The following is a 19210-nucleotide window of genomic DNA, read 5'->3' on the forward strand; positions in this document are numbered from 1 at the left end:
CTCGAAATACTCATTACTTCTATACTTTCTAAACCTTCTATTATTGTTAAAGATTACAAATAATCATATATTTTTTATTCTCACAATCTATCTATAATATCCAAACAGTTGTACTATTGTATTACATTATATTTTAAAAAGGAGAGATTATTCATGTCTATAGACATAAAATCATTAGAAGATAAGTATCCTATTATTTCTAATATTAAAAATGGAGAAGAAGTATTTTGGAAAAATCCTGACTATTTAGTGACTACTGATTTACCATTTTCAATGGATGATGTATTAGATGCTGAACAACGATTAGCTCGTTTTGCACCGTATATTGAAGAAGTCTTTCCTGAAACGAAACTAAACAATGGAAAAATTGAATCTCAAATTTTCACATTAGATCATTTTAAAAATGCACGATTCAGTCATTTAAAGGGACGTTTATTACTTAAAGGTGACCATGCTTTACCTATTTCTGGTTCTATTAAAGCACGTGGTGGCATTTATGAAGTGCTAAAGTTTGCTGAAGAAACGGCAATGAAAGAAACTGATTTTACGATTAATAGTGATTATCGCCTACTTGCTACTGAACAATATCAATCTATTTTCTCTAAATACAGAATTGCTGTTGGTTCTACTGGTAATTTAGGATTAAGCATCGGTATTATGAGTGCCAAATTAGGTTTCAAAGTAACGGTTCATATGTCTCAAGATGCTAAAGCATGGAAAAAGGACCTTCTCCGTTCTAAAGGAGTCGAAGTCGTAGAGCATGTTCAAGATTACGGTTATGCTGTAAAAGAAGGTCGTAAAGCTGCAGCAGATGATCCTTATTGCCACTTTATTGATGATGAAGCATCTAAAGATTTATTTTTAGGATATGCTGTTAGCGCGTTAAGACTTAAACAACAATTGAAAGACTTAAATATTCATGTAGATAAAGCGCATCCGTTATACGTCTATTTACCATGTGGCGTAGGCGGTGGTCCTGGTGGTGTCGCATTTGGATTAAAACTCATTTATGGTGATCATGTACATCCTATCTTTATCGAACCTACTGAAGCTCCTTGTATGACTTTAGGCATGATTACACAGCTACATGATCAAATTTCCGTTCAAGATATAGGTTTATCAGGAAAAACAATTGCAGATGGTTTAGCAGTCAGTCGTCCTTCGAAATTAGTCGGCAACATTATGACTTCATTATTGTTTGGTTCATGTACAGTAAATGACCATCAACTTTATCTTTATTTAAAAACATTAAAAGATCATGAAAATATCTTTATAGAACCTTCTGCTACTTCAGGTTTCCAAGGTTTAAAATATATTCATGACTTAAATTATGATTCCGAAAATGCCACGCACCTCGTTTGGTCAACAGGCGGTAACATGGTACCAGAAAATGAACAAAAGATTTATTACCAAGAATCTGTAGATATAGAAAAAAGGGGTTATGAAGATTGATTTTATTAATTATTCTAGGCATTTTAGCAGGGTTATGTGTACCACTACAAACATCTATTAATACGAAACTTGGTAGTTACACAAAATCACCTATACTTGCATCATTTTATTCATTCTTGATAGGAACAATTGTGTTAATCATTGTGAATACTATTATGAATCCACAAAAATTAACACCATCATTTATAATGAATCAAGACTTTTCTTACGTTTGGTTTACAGGTGGTTTATTAGGCGTCGTCTTTTTAACAGGAAATTTATTATTACTTCCAAGAATTGGCGCAGCATTAACAGTCGTGATGACAGTTTCTGGTCAAATTATAATGGGACTGATCATCGACCAATTTGGATTATTTGATGCTGACATTCATACAATTAATATCGGAAGAATTTCTGGCGTAATTCTGATGTTACTGGGTATATTATTAATGAATTATAAAAAGAAATCATCACGTGTCATTACAACACAATCTAATCATACAAATTATTGGATGATTCTCGGTATTATGACAGGTTGTCTTCCCCCAATACAAACAGCTATTAATAGTGCACTTAGATATGAAGTAGATTCATTTTATTTTTCAGCACTTATATCATTCGCTGTTGGGACAATCGCATTATTTATGCTTTCACTTATTCTTGTTCGTAGAATTCGTTTTAGCTTCCATCAACCTGAACAAGGTACGATTAAACCGATTTACTTTATTGGTGGTGCATTAGGTGTTGTATTTGTTACGACGAACATATTACTTATGCCTGAACTCGGTGCAGCACTTACATTAATGGTCGTTATATTTGGACAAATGTTAATGGGACTTTTAATTGATCATTTTGGTTTATTTAATACACCAAAATTTAAAATTACAACGAGACGATTAATTGGTGCGATATTAGTCTTTGTCGGCATTGTCATTCTTAAATTATTCTAATTTAATACTAAGGAGGTCGTTGTGATGGATCTTTCACTTAAATCAGGCGATGGTATGTTAAATATTAGAGTTGGCGCAATCATCAAAGATAAGCATGGTTATTGTTTTCACTATGATAAAAAACATGATTATTATGCATTAATTGGTGGGAGAGTTAAATATTTCGAAAGCTCAGATTCTGCTATTAAACGTGAAATCAAAGAAGAACTCAATATAGAATGTGATGATATTTACTTTTTAACAACTGTTCAAAACTTCTTTGAATATGAAAGTACGTCTTATCACGAAATATTATTTATTTACCATGTTACAATTAATGAATCTTTAGAAGACTTGACCATTCCATTCGATCAAAAAATTAAATATGTATCATTAAAAGTCTCAGAAATTCCTGAAATTAAACTTCTACCTCAAAAAGCAAAAGAAATCATATTGAGAAGAGTAGATGTTCAGCCACTATTTATAGACAGGGATTTACCTAAATAATATTTATTTCTATTAAGAACGCGAAAAAGCGCGTTCTTTTTTTATTATTTATAGTTCTTATAATCAATTAATCTGTCCAATTCTCATTTTAAATAAAATTTATTCTATTAACAATTTGTGTACAAACCGTAAAATTTAGTCAAAAAGCCCTATATAATGTTTAGTTTTTACACTTTTAGGTTATTATATCTAAATATATAACAAAGTAGTACCGTAATTCTTTCTGTATTATTTATTCTTTTACTTGTCACTTTGCTTACTTTAAATTATAATTAGTATGAAATTAGAATTATTATAATTAAGAAATCTTGAGGAGGATTATGATATGAGTAATAAATCAAAACTTACAGGACTTTTTGGTGCACCAGTATCAGATCGTGAAAATTCATTAACTGCTGGTAAACGCGGACCACTTGCTATGCAAGATATTTATTTCTTAGAACAAATGGCACATTTCGACAGAGAAGTGATTCCAGAGCGTCGTATGCATGCTAAAGGTTCTGGTGCGTTCGGTACTTTTACTGTTACACATGATATAACACAATATACAAATGCTAAAATATTCTCTGAAATTGGTAAACAAACTGAAATGTTTGCACGTTTCTCTACAGTTGCTGGTGAACGTGGTGCTGCAGAAGCTGAACGTGACATTCGTGGTTTCGCACTTAAATTCTATACTGAAGAAGGTAACTGGGACTTAGTTGGTAACAACACACCTGTATTCTTCTTCCGTGATCCTAAATTATTTGCAAGTTTAAACCATGTTGTTAAACGTGACCCTAAAACAAACATGCATAACCCACAATCAAACTGGGACTTCTGGACATTATTACCTGAAGCTTTACACCAAGTTACAATTTTAATGACAGACAGAGGTATTCCAAAAGGATTCCGTAACATGCACGGTTTCGGTTCACACACTTACTCAATGTACAACGATGCAGGTGAACGTGTATGGGTTAAATTCCACTTCAGAACTCAACAAGGTATCGAAAATTACACAGCAGAAGAAGCTGAACAAGTAATTGCTAAAGACCGCGAATCAAGTCAAAGAGACTTATTCAACGCGATTGAAGAAGGCAATTTCCCTAAATGGAAAATGTACATTCAAGTTATGACTGAAGAACAAGCAAGAAATCATAAAGATAACCCATTCGACTTAACTAAAGTTTGGTTTAAAGACGAATACCCATTAATTCCAGTTGGTGAATTCGAATTAAATCGTAACCCAGAGAACTATTTCCAAGATGTTGAACAAGCTGCATTTGCACCAACAAACATCATCCCTGGTATAGACTTCTCTCCAGATAAAATGTTACAAGGTCGTTTATTCTCTTACGGAGATGCACAACGTTACCGCTTAGGTGTTAACCACTGGCAAATCCCAGTAAACTCACCAAAAGCTGCAACAAATGTTTGCCCATTCTCAAGAGATGGACAAATGAGAGTAGATGGTAACCTTGGTGGCGGCATTAACTACTATCCAAATAGTTATGAAGCTCATCAATCACAACCAGAATACAAAAAACCAGGTTTAGAACTTGAAGGTGAATTATACGAACACGACTTCCGTGAAGATGACGATAATTACTATGAACAACCAGGTAAATTATTCCGTCTACAATCACCAGAACAACAACAACGTATTTTCCAAAATACAGCTAACGAAATGCAAGGCACTACTGACGAAGTAAAACACCGTCACATCCGTAACTGTTACAAAGCAGATCCAGACTATGGTAAAGGTGTAGCAGACGCATTAGGCATTGATATCAACTCAGTTGATTTAGAAGGATAATATATAAATAGCGTATAGGACAACAAATGTCCTATACGCTATTTTTTTTATATAGTGTCTGAGACATCTCAGTGTCTCAGACAACATTATTATGAAGTTTAGTAATTGAGTATCGCTAACTTCCATTATTCTGAATTGTGGTAGTTAGAAGGCTGTAACTTCCATTATTTCGAATTCTGTTAATTAGAGGGTACTCAGTAAGGGACATTTCTCGGAATTCTGTCCCTTCATATCCTCCACTTATTATAATTGACTTACTTTTTTAGCTTTAATCATGTGTAAGAAATAGAATGCGACTAATCCTAATAAAGCTACGATAGACATTGCTAGATATAATCCTGAATATCCAATCGAATGTGTGAAGTTACCTAATACATATGGTCCGAATCCTAATCCGAAGTCTAAACCGATGAAATATGTTGATGTTGCTAATCCCATCGCTTCTACTGGCGATACTTTAACGACTAATGCTTGGAATATAGATTGTAAGTTACCAAATCCTAATCCTATAAATGCACCTGCGATTAATAAGATCGCACCATTGCTTGCAATACTAATTAGGAATAAACCAAGAATTAAACATATAAATGCTGGTATTGTAACGATATTCTCACCGCGTTGGTCCATAATTCTACCTGTAAATGGTCTTGTAATTAAGACTGCTACTGCATATACAACAAAGAAGAAACTTGCTGCATCTACTAAATGATTTTCTTGTGCGAAGAATTGAATAAATGACAATACTGATGAGTATGCAATACTAACAATCACAACTACGATTGCAATTGGTAAGGCATGTACTGAGAAGAAATCAGTAATTTTAAATCCTTTTTTCTCTTCTGTTTTGACACTCGCCATAACAGGTGTTTCAACTTTCATGAATAGTGACATAACAAATGCTACAACAATAAGTATCGTACAAATTGTAAATAGTCCAGACATTGGAATGTGTTGATATAGTAATAAGCCTATAAATGGTCCGATTGCTGTACCGAGTACCATACTTAAACTATACATACTAATACCTTCACTACGACGTTGTGCTGGTGTGATAAATGCTGCGATTGTTCCTGTAGATGTACTTGCTACCCCACTTGCAACACCATTTAGAATACGTACGATTAATAACAATGCGAATGATGATGCCGTCACGAGATATAAACCGTTTGTGATAACTAGTAAAATCCCACCGATGACTAATACTTTCTTACTACCTACTATGTTGATATATTTACCTGTTAAAAATCTACCTACTAATGATCCAACTATGAATAAACCTGATGCTAGACCAGCCATACTGTCTGAAACGCCAAATGTTTCCTTACTATAACCACCTACTGTTACTAATAGTAAGTACATTGATAAAAATATAAAAAAGCTAATAACAAAATTAAATATAAAATCTTTTGTCCAAATCGGTTTCTTAATTTGGTCGTCCATTACTCTGTTTCCTCCTCTATTAAATAAGTTCTCAAATTCTCTAAAATCTCTTGTGCCTTATTAAGTTCTGCTTCATCGACACCAACTGCTTGCAGACATTTTTCTTGAAATACACCAATTCTATGATGAATTTCATCGAATTGATTTTGACCTTGCTCAGTTAATGTAAGGAATTTTTCTCTTTTATCTTCTTTACTATTAACTGCTTGAATCAATTCCCGTTCGATTAATTTTTTTATAATTTTACGAGCTGTAGGTTTTTCAATAAAAGAACGCTTAGAAACTTGAACAAGTGTGGTTGGTTGATTATATGCGATATCATGTAACACTTTGTACTGCGCAGCATATAAATCAAAAGGTTCCAATATTTCATTAATATGATGAATATATGGTCGATACAAATTTGTGTAGGAATATAAAAAGTTCTTCATTGTTTTCACCTTTTCTCATAAAAATATAGTTAGCTTTGCTAACTAATACTCAATCATTCTACGCCCATTGTCATGTTATGTCAACACCCATTTACGCTTCTAACAACAATTTTTCAAAATTTCTATTATAATTAAATTAAACAAATATAAGGAGGAACATGATATGTTAAATGATTTCTATGAAAGATTATCTAAGAAAGAAAATAAAATGATTGAAATCAGAAGATACTTACATGAGCATCCTGAGTTATCTTTTGAAGAAAAAGAGACAGCCCAGTATATTGCTGACTTTTATAAAGATAAGGATGTCACATTACAAACACATATCGGAGGAGAAGGCATTTATGGTATTAAAGTAACCATTGATTCTGGTAAACCAGGTAAGACGTTAGCGTTACGCGCTGATTTCGATGCTTTACCTATAAAAGAAGATACCGGCCTACCTTTCAGTTCTAAGAATGAAGGTGTCATGCATGCTTGTGGTCATGACGCGCATACTGCATATATGATGGTGCTTGCTGAAACTTTAATTGAAGTGAAAGATCAACTTAAAGGTAAGATTGTCATCATTCACCAACCTGCAGAAGAAAAGCCACCTGGTGGTTCACAATACTTAATTAAAGATGGCATTCTTGATGGCGTTGATAATGTCATCGGCGTCCATGTTATGAGCGCACTTGAAAGTGATCACGTTTATTATAGAGAAGGCAATGTTCAATCAGGTCGAAATATCTTTAAATTAAAAATAACAGGACGTGGTGGTCATGGTTCTTCACCACATTTAGCAAATGACCCAATTGTTGCAGCAAGTAGCTTTGTTATGTCTGTACAAACAATCGTTTCAAGAAGATTGAATCCATTTGATATGGGCGTTATTTCTATCGGTTCATTTGATGGTAAAGGACAGTTTAATATCATTAAAAATGAAGTCACACTTGAAGGTGACGTAAGAGGTATGAACGAAGAAACACTACAACTGATTGAATCAGAAGTTAAGCGACTTTCTAAAGGTTTAGAATCTATGTATGGTGTTCAATGTGAACTCGAATATACGAGAGATTATCCGGTTCTATATAATGATCCTGAATTAACGAAACAAGTTGCTAAAGCAATTGAAGCGGCTAATATTCCTGAAGTTAAAAGTGTTGAACGTTGCGAACCACAACCACCATCAGAAGATTTTGCTTACTATGCAAAAGAATTACCTTGTACCTTCTTCTATGTAGGCGCAAGTCCTAAAGATAAAGAAACATTCCCTCATCATCATCCTAAATTTGATATTGATGAAGGTTCTCTACTTATTGCAGCTAAATCAGTCGCTGCTGTTACGTTCGATTATTTAGGTGTTCAATAATCTAATTACTTAACAGATGTTAAGTATTATCACACCAAGTGTAAATTTACCTGACTCATATTTCTTTTTTCTTATTTTATATTTTATACTTTTAAAAAAATAAGGAGTTGAGGGAAGATGAGTCAGACAGATACACTTTTATTATTCGGATGTACGTTGTTAGTTTGGTTAATGACACCTGGTTTAGCATTATTTTACGGAGGATTAGTTCAATCTAAAAATGTTTTAAATACTTCGATGCACAGTATTTCAGCAATTGTTGTTGTAACATTCACATGGGTATTAATAGGATTTTCTATTAGTTTTGGTGGTAACAATTTATGGATAGGTGATTTCTCACACGCATTATTAAACGGTGTTGGATTCACACCTAATGGTAATTTTAGTGAAACCATTCCATTCGCATTATTTATGCTTTTCCAATTAACATTTTGTACCATTGCCGTTTCAATTTTAACTGGTTCAGTAGCTGAAAGAATGAAATTCGGACCATTTTTAATCTTTATGAGTTTATGGGTCGTTTTAGTTTATAGCCCAGTAGCACACTGGGTATGGGGTGGCGGCTGGATTCACAAACTTGGTGCAATTGATTTTGCTGGTGGTACAGTAGTCCATATTTCATCTGGTGTTTCTGGACTCGTACTTGCCCTACTACTCGGTTCTAGAAAACCTAGCAATAAAAAACCACCACATAATTTAGTCATTACTTTAATCGGTGGTATTCTCGTATGGTTCGGTTGGTTTGGCTTTAATACAGGATCAGCACTCACTTTCGATTCAGTTGCCATGCTCGCATTTGTTAATACAATACTAGCATCATGTGCAGGAATTGCCGGTTGGTCTATCTTTGAATATATTCAAAAGAAAAAAGTTACGTTAATCGGAACATTATCAGGAATGTTAGCAGGACTCGTAACGATTACACCAGCAGCAGGTTTTGTCGGTTACGGAAGTGCAATGATTCTAGGAATATTAGGTGGATTCGTTTGTTACTATGTTATCACGCACCTTAAAGTATTACTTAACTATGACGATGCATTAGATGCATTCGGTTTACACGGATTTGGAGGCGTCGTTGGTGCAATAGGAACAGGTCTATTCCAAAATTCTAGCGTCAACTCAACAATAGCAGACGGTGTATTCTTTGGTGGTGGCATCATGCCAGTAGTCGTACAAATCGTTGCCGTCGTCGTAACAATCGCATTTAGTGGCATCATGACATACATCATCGCTAAAATCATTAGCATCTTTACAACATTAAGAACAGACGAAAAAGCAGAACTAGAAGGCTTAGATGCCGTATTCCATGGCGAAACTGCATATGGATACGAACTCAAACAAGAAAAAGCATAAAAATATAAATATAAAAAACAAGCATATCACTTAACTGAACCATTCAGTCGTAACGTGATATGCTTGTTTTTGTTTAAAATATTAATATTTTAGCTTACTCCGCTTCTTTCTTCTTACGTGGATAACCTATTACAATAGACACGATACCGCATATGCCTAATAAATATGGATAAAATGAATAAGGTAATAGTGATACTGTTGATATTCCTGCGACGCTTGTTGCTGCTAATACTTGTGCGCCATATGGAATAATTCCTTGTACTGTACTTGCAAATATATCTAATATACTTGCTGATTTTCTGCGATCAATTTGATAATCATCTGCTATTTCTTTTGCGAGTGGTCCTGCTGTAATGATTGAAATTGTGTTGTTAGCTGTTGCTAAATTTGTCACGCTTACTAAACTGGCAATTCCAAATTCTGCGCCGCGTTTAGATTTCAAGCGTTTCGTTACGGTATTGAGCAACCATTTGATTCCGCCATGATATTCTATGAGACCAATCATTCCGCCGATTAATAATGCGATCATAGAAATATCTTGCATGCCGATAAGTCCATCTGAGATTGCTTTTAAATTTTCTGCTAGCGTAAATGATCCGTCTAATAATCCTATTAAGCTTGCTACGATGACACCAAGCACTAATACCATCAATACGTTCATTCCACATAACGCACTAATTAATACAAATAAGTATGGAATGACTTTAATGACACTATAGCCACCTTGACTGGCATCTGTCATACCTGCATCTTTTGTAACAAACCATAGAATAAGCACAGTTAAGATAGCACCTGGTAATACAATTAAGAAATTCATCTTAAATTTATCGCTCATTTTCGTTTGTTGTGTTCTAACTGCTGCGATGGTTGTATCTGAAATCATTGATAAATTATCACCGAACATTGCACCACCTACGACAGTTGCTGTTGTTAAAGCAAGTGAGATATCTGTCGCTTCTGAAATACCTACGCCTACTGGTGCTAATGCTGCAACTGTTCCCATTGATGTACCCATAGCTACTGAAATAAATGCACCAACTATGAATAAACCTGCTAATAAAAACTGTCCGGGAATTAAAGATAATCCTAAATTTACAGTTGAACTTACAGCCCCCATACTTTTAGCTGTTTGACTAAATGCACCTGCCATTAAAAAGACAAATACCATTAATAAAATGTTAGGATGAGCTGCGCCTTTTGTAAATATATCTAATTTCTTAGCTAAAGGCGTCTTTGGATACATGGCACATGCAAAGACTGCTGCGATCAGAATCGCTACATTTAAAGGTAAGTAATTAAAATCTTTCATGATTAATCCAGTACCTATAAACAGCGTTACAAATACGATTAACGGTAATAAAGCTATAAATGATCCTTTATGATTAATTTGATTCATTATTTTCTCCTCTTATATATCTTGAATACTTTAAAAGGGTACAGTACATATTGTTTCTCGTCAAATATTAATTTTTAATTTTACCATTTGATGATTAAATCATCAAAATCAGGTAATATAACTATCATAAGATTAAAGCAAATGTTAAGGGGTTCAATTATGATTATTAGTAATACAATTAATGATTTTTTTAATAACTTTCATTTAAATGAACAGTCGAGGCTTTCATATTTTACAAAGTATCATACAGAGTTTCAGCATGCAGGATATGATGAACATTTACTATGTCAAAATATCCATCCAACGCTTCTAAAATTAGAACAAGACCTTCCCTTAATTTTAAAAATAAACACGAAATTGGTTCATATTATCTTTGATGTAAGGCTGAAATTTCTAAAGCAATATCAAACATATTTAAGGCCAGATATTTATTTTCTTGTTGGGACATATAAAGAAGATGCTTCAATTCAATTAGAAGATAACACACATTTATATTTATTTATAGAATCTCTATGTCATAAATATGATTTATTATACGATGTGATAGCCTACTATTTTGCGAAGTTATACATATATGAAATCATTAAAGATTACTACCCAGAAAAGGTTACGACGACTATTTTGAACAATAAACATGTCATATTAGAAGAAGCGATTGTCTTACATATCTTAACAACACTCAATTATACATATCCTTATAAAGAAAGACATGACTTTAAAACCATTCAGCAATTAGCTTCTAAACTTGAATCTGAATTAACGACAGAGACCATCCTTCAAGTCATTCAAAAATAAAAAAATACTTTCATATCCTATTCATTTAAAAGAATTGGTTATGAAAGTATTTTTGTTTATAAAGTTTTCATTAAATCTCTAATTAATATTGTGATGTTGTGTTTTTTAGACTGTTCACTTATGAAAAGTGCAATTTCTAATTGTTTCTTATCTGTATCATTTAGAATGCCCATCTCTAATCGTGATTGCACAATATTATAAACTAATTCGCTATATAACATATATCTATTCGATTTAATCGTAATATCTAATGCAGATTGAGCATAAGCTAAACATCTGTCATAAGCTTTTTCATTCGAGTAAATATTAGATAATGTATATAACAATTTGATTTGATAATTATCGTCTACATTATAACGTTTAGCAATTTCTAAACCTTGTTCTAGTGATGACTTTGCTTTTTCATTTTCATTCTGTCTATAGTAGTAAATTGCGCGCGTATTACAGATAGAAACTTGTAGTTTCTCATACATATTATGATCCATTAAACGATAAGCTTCTTCTATTAGTTGTAGAGATTGTTCAACATCATCATGCTTATAAAAAGTAATAATCGATCTTACCCACTTCGAAGCAGCAATTTCATCTGTTGAACTATTTGATAAATAATTGCCATCTATAATAGGTATTAGCGCATCATAATCACGCTCTTCTAACAATCTTTCTATTACTTTTAACTTCTGTTCTAATTGTGTATCTAACTCATCGCCAATGTATAAATAGTCCATACTACAATTTAATCTTCTTGAAATATTAAATAGTAGTTGAGATCCCGGTTGTAATTCATTCTTTTCTATTTTTGAAATTTGACTTTGAGTCGCAATACCTTGCGCTAAATTCTGTTGAGATAGCTTTAAATCTATTCTCCTTTGTTTGACACGTTCTCCTAATTTCATATATAACGCTCCCCGTATTCAGTTATCGAATTAACATGTTTGAATAACCCACGCTATGCATATCATCTGGTATCGGTGTTGCTGTGCATATTTGTCCCGTCAAATATACACGACCTCGATTCATAAGCATTTTACGATGTATCATATGTTTCGGATTCTGCATGTTAATGTCCTCCTCTTTATTTTAAGTCTCAATGTGTGAAAATACAATTATTTTATCCAGTTACGCCTACAGAATTCCAAGCATTGACCACTTGTTGTACTTCTGTTGAATTTGCACCATATAAATCAGATGCTGCTTGTTTTAATGCAAATTTAGCATCTAAGAATGAAGAGTTTGAACTTAAGTATTGTGTTAAGGCTCTATAATAGATGTCTTCTGATTTTTCTTTTCCAATTTTAGTAATTGTTAAATAAGCTGCTTTATTCGGTATACCACTATTAATATGCACGCCACCATAGTCACCTTGTTCAGTATTTGGCAAGTTCTGATAATTATTCATATGTGCAGGTTGATTATATTGTTCTGGATTAGAAAGACTTCTTAATCCATCACCTGGTTTACCTGGTGTGTATGCATCTTCTCCCATTAACCAATCTTCTGGGTCAACGAAGTAACCAAACACATCTGACATTGATTCATTTAAAGCACCTGGTTGATTCTCATATACGAGGTTTGCACTATGTTCTGTCACAGCATGTGTTAATTCATGTGCAACAACATCATCTGCAGCTGATAATGATGTAAATGTTTTGCCATCACCATCTCCATACACCATATATTGGCCATTCCAAAAGGCATTATTATAATTTCTATCAAAATGAACAATAGAATTAATTTCTGCACCGTTTCCATCATAACTATCTCTATTGTGTGTGTTTAAATAGTAGTCATATGTTTTAGCAGCATTAAAATGCGCATCCACTCCTGCAGCTTGATTTTTACTATTAAAGTTTGTATCCGTATCTGTCATGAGTGAAAAGCTAGACGTACCATTCTTTGCATCATAAGTATGGATTGTTCCAGAATGTGTTTCATCTTGTAAACCATAACCATTGCTTATTTTTGTTAAATTGAGTGGCTTCTTAGTATCCCCATTAACACCTACACCACTTCCAGCAATATGTTCAATTTTATTTTTCTTACTTACAACTTCACCAGTCTCAGCATCAATTTTAATTTCCCAACGTGCTGGTTTAGGATCTAAATAAATAATTTCAACATTATAGACTAATTTTTTCTTTTCTGCATTGATCACTAATTCATCTTTATTAACGACTTTTTGTCCTTTAATATTTTTCACTTCATTTTGACTTACGCCGATACTTTCAAAAGCTTTATTAACCGCTTCATCTTTAGATAAGCTTTGTTTATTTGTATATGTAACTTTTTCTGTATTGACATCCCCATTGACGAGTTCTAATTCTTGATTATCATTGGTATGTATCTTGACTTCTTTATCTTCGACAACGTAGTTATCTACTTTAGGTTTTAAAGTATAATGCGTATATCCTAAGTTATCTTTAAATTCATTTGCTACTTCAAATTGTTTGTAACTTTTCTTAATATTTGGATTGCCTGGTAACTGACTCAAAATCTCTTGCGCTTCAGCTTTTGTGTTTATTTCTTGTTTAGGAATTGATTTTAATTCCTTTTGATCTAAAGGACTACTTTCTTTCGCACTAGCCACATTTGATAATCCTAAAGTCAAAGCCATAACTGAAGTAAAACCTACTGATAAAATTTTTTTCGATCGATACATTTAATCCACCCCTATATATTTTTAGAATAAGTACAATTTAATTATATATAACTTGAAGTATAAAGTCATTATAAAAAGTGTAATTTTATATTACATTTATATTACATATAGAATATCGACATATATTAATTTGATTTGCTACATTTTGATTTCACGACATACTTACACTAAAATATATATAAAGAAAGCTTTAAAGGAGGATGCTGATGTTTACAATTATTAAAAATGGTGATGTATATTCACCGAACTATAAGGGTCAGCAATCGATACTTATTCAAGGGCGATCTATTATTAAAATCGGAGATATAGATATTGAATTAATAAAGCAACTGGATCCAAACTTAAAGATCATCGATGCCACAGGCTATACAGTTATGCCGGGGATTATAGACCCACATATTCATTTGCTAGGAGGTGGCGGTGAAGCGAGTTATGTGACACGAACGCCAGAAGTTCAATTAACAAATTTAATATCAAGTGGTATTACAAGCGTAGTTGGCTTAATAGGTACAGATGGTATTTCTAGAACGCTAACGAGTTTATATGCAAAGGCTCAAGCATTAGAAGCTGAAGGTGTCTCTACATATATGTACACAGGTAATTATCACTTACCCGTTACTACAATTACAAACTCCATCAAAGAAGATTTGTTTTTAATAGATAAAGTGATTGGCACTGGTGAAATAGCCATAAATGATTTCAGATCATCTATTCCAACAACTGAAGAACTCGCAAGAATTGTAGCTGATACAACAGTAGGCGGAATGCTAAGTGGAAAAGCTGGTGTCACACATTTTCATATAGGTACAGGTAAACATAAACTGAAACAAATTCATGACCTAATCGATCATTATGATGTTAAACCGAACAAACTTTATTTGACACATTTTGATAAAGGGATAGATTTGTTAGAAGAAGGTATTTCATTAAGTCATAAAGGTGTGTATGTTGACTTAACAGCAAGTACAAATACAGTAGAATACATCAATTATTACCGAGAACATGGAGGAGACATCTCAAAATTAACCGTTTCTTCAGATGGACATGGCAGTTTACCTAAATTCGATAAACACAATCAACTTGTGGGTTATGACGTTGCAAAATGCAGCACGCTAACAGACCAATTATTTAATTTATTGGTACAAGACTCGAACTGGGAAGAAGTAATTGCTTTATTTACTTCTAATGTCGCAAACGTATTAACACTACATCATAAAGGTCATATCGAAGAACACTATGATGCAGATATATTAATAGTTGATCCGAAAAAGAAACAAATAAAAGACGTATTTGCAAAAGGACAACATATGCTTTCAGATTATCAAATGATTAGAAAAGGTATGTTTGAATAAGATACAAAACAAGCAGGGACAATATTGTCCCTGCTTGTTTACACTTCATACTTAAATTCCATCTATAAATTCTACGGAATCAAGCTCTATTTGCTCACCGTCTTCTTTACGTTTTTTAATATGGAATTCTCCCCATTTACATAAGTGCTCTAGTAATTCATTTAATGTACTACCATATTCTGATATCTCGTATTCAACTTTTGGTGGTACTTGTTGATATACAATTCGATTAATAATGCCATCTTTTTCTAATTCTCTTAATTGTTGCGTTAACATTTTTTGTGTAATATGCGGAATAGCTTTTTTAAGTTCAGATGTTCGCATTGTCCCATGCTTTAAATGACACAGTATCACTGGCTTCCATTTACCGCCAATGACATCTATTGTTGCTTCTACACCAATATTATATTCCGTAACTTCCATCATGATTCCTCCCTAAGGCACTTTTTAGTACCTATATGACTTTAAAGTGCGTACTTTCTATTTGTCTTATTACGTTTTAAAATATCACATATCTTATAACAAAGGAAGGAATTTAAAAATTGAAAAACAAATTTTCGAATCAACTCGCACTTATATCACTTGCTATCTCAGCTTTTGCTATTGGTTCTACGGAATTTATTAGCGTAGGATTACTCCCATTAATTAAAGATGCCTTTGATGTGACAATCCCATTAGCAGGACTTACTGTATCTTTATATGCTATTGGTGTTACAGTTGGCGCACCTATCTTAACGCCTTTAACAAACAATATGAAAAGAAAGACTGTTTTGATAGTCATTATGGTTGTGTTTATTATTGCTAATGTATTTGCAGGACTTGCAACATCATTCAGTTTATTACTCGCTATGAGAGTGCTTAGCGCTTTCTCACATGGTGTATTCATGTCTATTGCAACAACCATTGCAGCTGACTTAGTCCCTGCGCATAAACGTTCAAGTGCCATCGCCATGATGTTTACAGGTTTAACAGTTGCAACGATTACAGGTGTCCCATTTGGAACTTGGGTCGGTCAAAACTTCGGTTACGAAATGTCATTCTACACGATTGCTTTAATAGGACTTATTAGTTTAATCGCAAATATATCATTCGTTCCAAAAAATTTAACAGAATATGAGCAAGCACCTATTATTAAACAACTTGCTGTCTTTAAAAACAAACCGCTTATGTCTATTTATTTAATTACAGCTCTTGGCTATGGTGGTACATTTGTTGTTTACACTTATATGACTGAAATTTTAACGAATATATTAGGTTATGACTCAAATAGTATTGTCATTATTTTAATATTGTATGGTGTGATGGTTGCGATTGGTAATACATTAGGTGGAAAATTAACGAACCATGCGCCAACGAAATCATTAACGATTATTTTTCTATTACAAGCATTAACGTTATTGCTTGTTGGATTTACGATACATTTTCATGTCGTTGGTTTAATCAGTATTTTATTAATGGGACTATTCGCTTTTATGAATGTTCCCGGGTTACAACTCATTGTAGTACTTTTTGCTGAACGTAATAGTAAAGAAACTGTCAATTTCGCTTCAAGTTTAAATATATCTGCATTTAACATAGGTATTACACTTGGATCTGTTATCGGTGGATTTATATTAAATCATTTAACATTATCCAGCACACCTTATTTCGCATTTATCATGGTGCTTGTAGCAAGTATTTTAATGTTTGTCGTCAACAAGCATGAAACAACTGAACCTTTACAAACAACTTAGTAATAATAAAAAAGCGAGAAATGTATGAGATATCAACTGGTAACTCATGCTTTTCTCGCTTTTTAAATACTTCATATTTCTTCATTCTTTAATATTTTTCGAGCGTTTTCTTTAAATCGTGTGACAGTCTCAATACCTTTCGTACGTTCTAAAAATTCATATGCTTCTTTAATATGAAAGTTTCTATTGGATGTATTATGGGCATCACTTCCAAGAATATGAATCGCATCTTGTTCTAATAAATAATCAGCTACTCTTTTAGCATCTTCGCCATATTTATTCACTAAAGAGCCTGCTGTAACTTGACATAATGCGCCTCTATCAATTAAATCAAATAAAATTTGTGAATCATCTTGAATAGGAATGATACGTTCTGGATGAGCTAATATTGGACGGTATCCGGCATTAAATAACTTTTCAAATGTTTGTTCAGCAAATTCTGGTATCGAGAAAAATGGAAACTCAATTAACACATATCTTGACCCTTCAGTAATAGGTAACAATTCACCTGACTCTAAACCTTCAAGTTCCTCACCAAACATATGAATTTCTTGGCTAGGATAAACTTTAATATCAATATGATGATCATTTAATAGAGATTGTACTTCTTCAGTTCTACTTTTTACGATATCGGCATTATTTCTAAATCGATGTTTTATATAATGAGGTGTTGCAACTATATCTGTTATACCAATTTTCTCAGCTTCCCTTGCAAGTTCAAGCATACTTTCCTCATCTAATGGACCATCATCTAATCCATATAATAAATGATTATGAATATCTATCATGTGCACCTCTCCTTTTATCACATAACTAAAATCATACAACTTTATTCCCTTATTACTTATATTGTAACAAATAACCGTTTGTAACCAGTATTAAAATGACTGATTTTTGTAAATAAGCAGAAAAGTTGTTTTTAAAACTATTTTATATGAACATAAAAATATCGACATATAAGGAGTGGAAAAACATGGAATTAGCAAAAGCATTAGAAAGAAGACGCTCTGTTAAATCTTATGAGCCATACGATTTAGATAGAGAAACAATTTATAATTTATTAGATCAAGCTGCATTATCACCTTCAGCTTGGAACTTACAACAATGGAAAGTAATTGTTGTTGATACAGACGAAGCAAAAGAAAAATTATATAACGCAGCTAATAAACAAATTAAAATAAAAGAATCTAGCGCGACATTTATCATTTTAGGTGACTTAAATGCTCATGAAACAATTGGTGATATCGCAGATGACTGGATAGACCATAAACATATACCAGCTGATAAGAAATCAGGATTAATACAAAGTGTCCACCAATTCTTTGAAAGTGATACAAACAGAAGAGACGAAGCAATACGTGGCGCTTCATTATTTGCGATGAGTTTAATGTTAGTCAGTGAAGACGCAGGACTCGCAACTTGCCCAATGATAGGCTTTGACAAACAAGCAGTAATTGATTCATTTAATATTGAAGATAACTTAGTACCAGCAATGCTTATCTCAATTGGTAAAGGTGAAATGAATAATGATAGAGCTTCACGCATACCAGCATCAGCATTTGCGAAATTCGAATAACGAATGTTCTAAATTTGTAAAAAACTCACCTCATTCATGCATAAAAAAGTATTATAATGAAAGTAACAAAGTGAGGTGTTTAAGATGAACAAACGTTATCAAAAGGTTCTAGTACTTTACTTAATTTCAACGTTCGTGCCATATGCATTATTCAGTAGAAAAAATGATAGCACATTAACTAAAACTTGGTTACCAAGTTCATTAGTAGGATACGGTATCTTTGCATATGGACTCAAAGTTTTAACAAAAATGAAAAAAGCAGCTTAACCATAAGCTGCTTTCCGATTATGAGCAACCTGAACTTATGTAAGTTCAGGTTGTTTTTTTGTTTGGGGGTGGATGGTGGGAAAGATGTGAGTTTATTAGGCTTTGTCAAATTAAGTGTGTAAGTTATTCAAGATACTTAATAACTCTATCTTTAATTTGATCATGTAAAAGAAGCTGGTTCATAACCAT

The 19210-nt window shown here is 33.0% G+C and carries 19 protein-coding genes; 11 read left to right on the forward strand and 8 right to left on the reverse strand.

Going from position 1 to position 19210, the window contains the following annotated elements:
- Positions 1-153 precede the first annotated feature (153 nt).
- From LQ686_RS00925 to LQ686_RS00940, 4 genes are all read left to right on the forward strand, one after another.
- Positions 154-1452 carry a D-serine ammonia-lyase gene (locus LQ686_RS00925; protein ID WP_107634424.1) on the forward strand — a complete coding sequence of 433 codons (1299 nt, stop codon included), beginning with the start codon at positions 154-156 and terminating at the stop codon, positions 1450-1452.
- Positions 1449-2381, forward strand: a complete 933-nt coding sequence (locus tag LQ686_RS00930) for a DMT family transporter (protein ID WP_025906873.1) — start codon at positions 1449-1451, stop codon at positions 2379-2381. Before LQ686_RS00925 ends, LQ686_RS00930 begins: the two co-directional genes overlap by 4 nt.
- Before the next feature lie 24 nt (positions 2382-2405).
- The gene (locus tag LQ686_RS00935) at positions 2406-2867 is read left to right on the forward strand and encodes an NUDIX domain-containing protein (protein ID WP_103361992.1); all 462 of its coding nucleotides are present in this window, start codon (positions 2406-2408) and stop codon (positions 2865-2867) included.
- Positions 2868-3192: 325 nt separating this feature from the next.
- The gene (locus tag LQ686_RS00940; RefSeq protein ID WP_025906875.1) at positions 3193-4665 is read left to right on the forward strand and encodes a catalase; all 1473 of its coding nucleotides are present in this window, start codon (positions 3193-3195) and stop codon (positions 4663-4665) included.
- 243 nt (positions 4666-4908) lie between these two features.
- On the opposite strand, the gene LQ686_RS00945 is transcribed toward LQ686_RS00940, so the two are convergent.
- Both LQ686_RS00945 and LQ686_RS00950 read right to left on the reverse strand, forming a co-directional pair.
- Positions 4909-6105: an MFS transporter gene (locus LQ686_RS00945; protein WP_025906876.1), complete on the reverse strand. Its 1197-nt coding sequence runs from the start codon at positions 6103-6105 to the stop codon at positions 4909-4911.
- Positions 6105-6536, reverse strand: a complete 432-nt coding sequence (locus tag LQ686_RS00950; RefSeq protein ID WP_025906877.1) for a MarR family winged helix-turn-helix transcriptional regulator — start codon at positions 6534-6536, stop codon at positions 6105-6107. The genes LQ686_RS00945 and LQ686_RS00950 overlap by 1 nt, the downstream gene beginning before the upstream one ends.
- A gap of 163 nt (positions 6537-6699) precedes the next feature.
- Here LQ686_RS00950 and LQ686_RS00955 point away from each other — a divergent pair, with 163 nt between their 5' ends.
- Together LQ686_RS00955 and LQ686_RS00960 are read left to right on the forward strand one after the other, a co-directional pair.
- Positions 6700-7890, forward strand: a complete 1191-nt coding sequence (locus tag LQ686_RS00955) for a M20 family metallopeptidase (RefSeq protein WP_025906878.1) — start codon at positions 6700-6702, stop codon at positions 7888-7890.
- A gap of 117 nt (positions 7891-8007) precedes the next feature.
- A complete protein-coding gene (locus tag LQ686_RS00960; protein ID WP_025906879.1) occupies positions 8008-9243 on the forward strand; it encodes an ammonium transporter in 1236 nt (411 codons plus the stop codon).
- A 94-nt stretch (positions 9244-9337) separates the two neighbouring features.
- Here LQ686_RS00960 and LQ686_RS00965 read toward each other — a convergent pair whose 3' ends face one another.
- Entirely contained in the window at positions 9338-10639 is a 1302-nt protein-coding gene (locus LQ686_RS00965; RefSeq protein WP_025906880.1) for a Na+/H+ antiporter NhaC family protein, read from the reverse strand.
- 159 nt (positions 10640-10798) lie between these two features.
- Between LQ686_RS00965 and LQ686_RS00970 the strand changes: the two genes are divergently transcribed.
- Positions 10799-11434, forward strand: coding sequence for a hypothetical protein (locus LQ686_RS00970; protein WP_025906881.1), 636 nt, complete (start codon positions 10799-10801; stop codon positions 11432-11434).
- A gap of 56 nt (positions 11435-11490) precedes the next feature.
- Here LQ686_RS00970 and LQ686_RS00975 read toward each other — a convergent pair whose 3' ends face one another.
- The 3 genes from LQ686_RS00975 to LQ686_RS00985 are packed head-to-tail and all read right to left on the reverse strand — an operon-like array spanning position 11491 to position 14093.
- Positions 11491-12330, reverse strand: coding sequence for a helix-turn-helix domain-containing protein (locus LQ686_RS00975; protein ID WP_151359256.1), 840 nt, complete (start codon positions 12328-12330; stop codon positions 11491-11493).
- A 22-nt stretch (positions 12331-12352) separates the two neighbouring features.
- On the reverse strand, positions 12353-12493 hold the full coding sequence (locus LQ686_RS00980) for a hypothetical protein (protein ID WP_158011175.1): 141 nt from the start codon (positions 12491-12493) through the stop codon (positions 12353-12355).
- A gap of 52 nt (positions 12494-12545) precedes the next feature.
- Positions 12546-14093 (reverse strand): M4 family metallopeptidase, encoded by a 1548-nt coding sequence (locus LQ686_RS00985; protein ID WP_103361990.1) that lies wholly within the window; start codon positions 14091-14093, stop codon positions 12546-12548.
- 206 nt (positions 14094-14299) lie between these two features.
- Here LQ686_RS00985 and iadA point away from each other — a divergent pair, with 206 nt between their 5' ends.
- Positions 14300-15445, forward strand: coding sequence for a beta-aspartyl-peptidase (gene iadA, locus LQ686_RS00990; RefSeq protein WP_239733111.1), 1146 nt, complete (start codon positions 14300-14302; stop codon positions 15443-15445).
- 51 nt (positions 15446-15496) lie between these two features.
- Here iadA and LQ686_RS00995 read toward each other — a convergent pair whose 3' ends face one another.
- On the reverse strand, positions 15497-15868 hold the full coding sequence (locus LQ686_RS00995; protein ID WP_025906885.1) for a winged helix-turn-helix transcriptional regulator: 372 nt from the start codon (positions 15866-15868) through the stop codon (positions 15497-15499).
- 119 nt (positions 15869-15987) lie between these two features.
- Here LQ686_RS00995 and LQ686_RS01000 point away from each other — a divergent pair, with 119 nt between their 5' ends.
- On the forward strand, positions 15988-17178 hold the full coding sequence (locus tag LQ686_RS01000; protein WP_025906886.1) for an MFS transporter: 1191 nt from the start codon (positions 15988-15990) through the stop codon (positions 17176-17178).
- A 71-nt stretch (positions 17179-17249) separates the two neighbouring features.
- Here the strand turns inward: LQ686_RS01000 and LQ686_RS01005 are convergent, their stop codons facing one another.
- Positions 17250-17966 (reverse strand): tyrosine-protein phosphatase, encoded by a 717-nt coding sequence (locus LQ686_RS01005; protein WP_107566094.1) that lies wholly within the window; start codon positions 17964-17966, stop codon positions 17250-17252.
- 185 nt (positions 17967-18151) lie between these two features.
- On the opposite strand from LQ686_RS01005, the gene LQ686_RS01010 reads away from it, so the two are divergent.
- Positions 18152-18754: a nitroreductase family protein gene (locus LQ686_RS01010; RefSeq protein ID WP_025906888.1), complete on the forward strand. Its 603-nt coding sequence runs from the start codon at positions 18152-18154 to the stop codon at positions 18752-18754.
- Positions 18755-18838: 84 nt separating this feature from the next.
- Complete coding sequence (locus tag LQ686_RS01015; protein ID WP_025906889.1) at positions 18839-19021, forward strand: hypothetical protein; 183 nt, start codon at positions 18839-18841, stop codon at positions 19019-19021.
- The last annotated feature ends 189 nt before the right edge of the window (positions 19022-19210 follow it).

The sequence above is a fragment of the Mammaliicoccus sp. J-M41 genome (assembly GCF_022385935.1).
Taxonomy (GTDB): domain Bacteria; phylum Bacillota; class Bacilli; order Staphylococcales; family Staphylococcaceae; genus Mammaliicoccus; species Mammaliicoccus sciuri_A.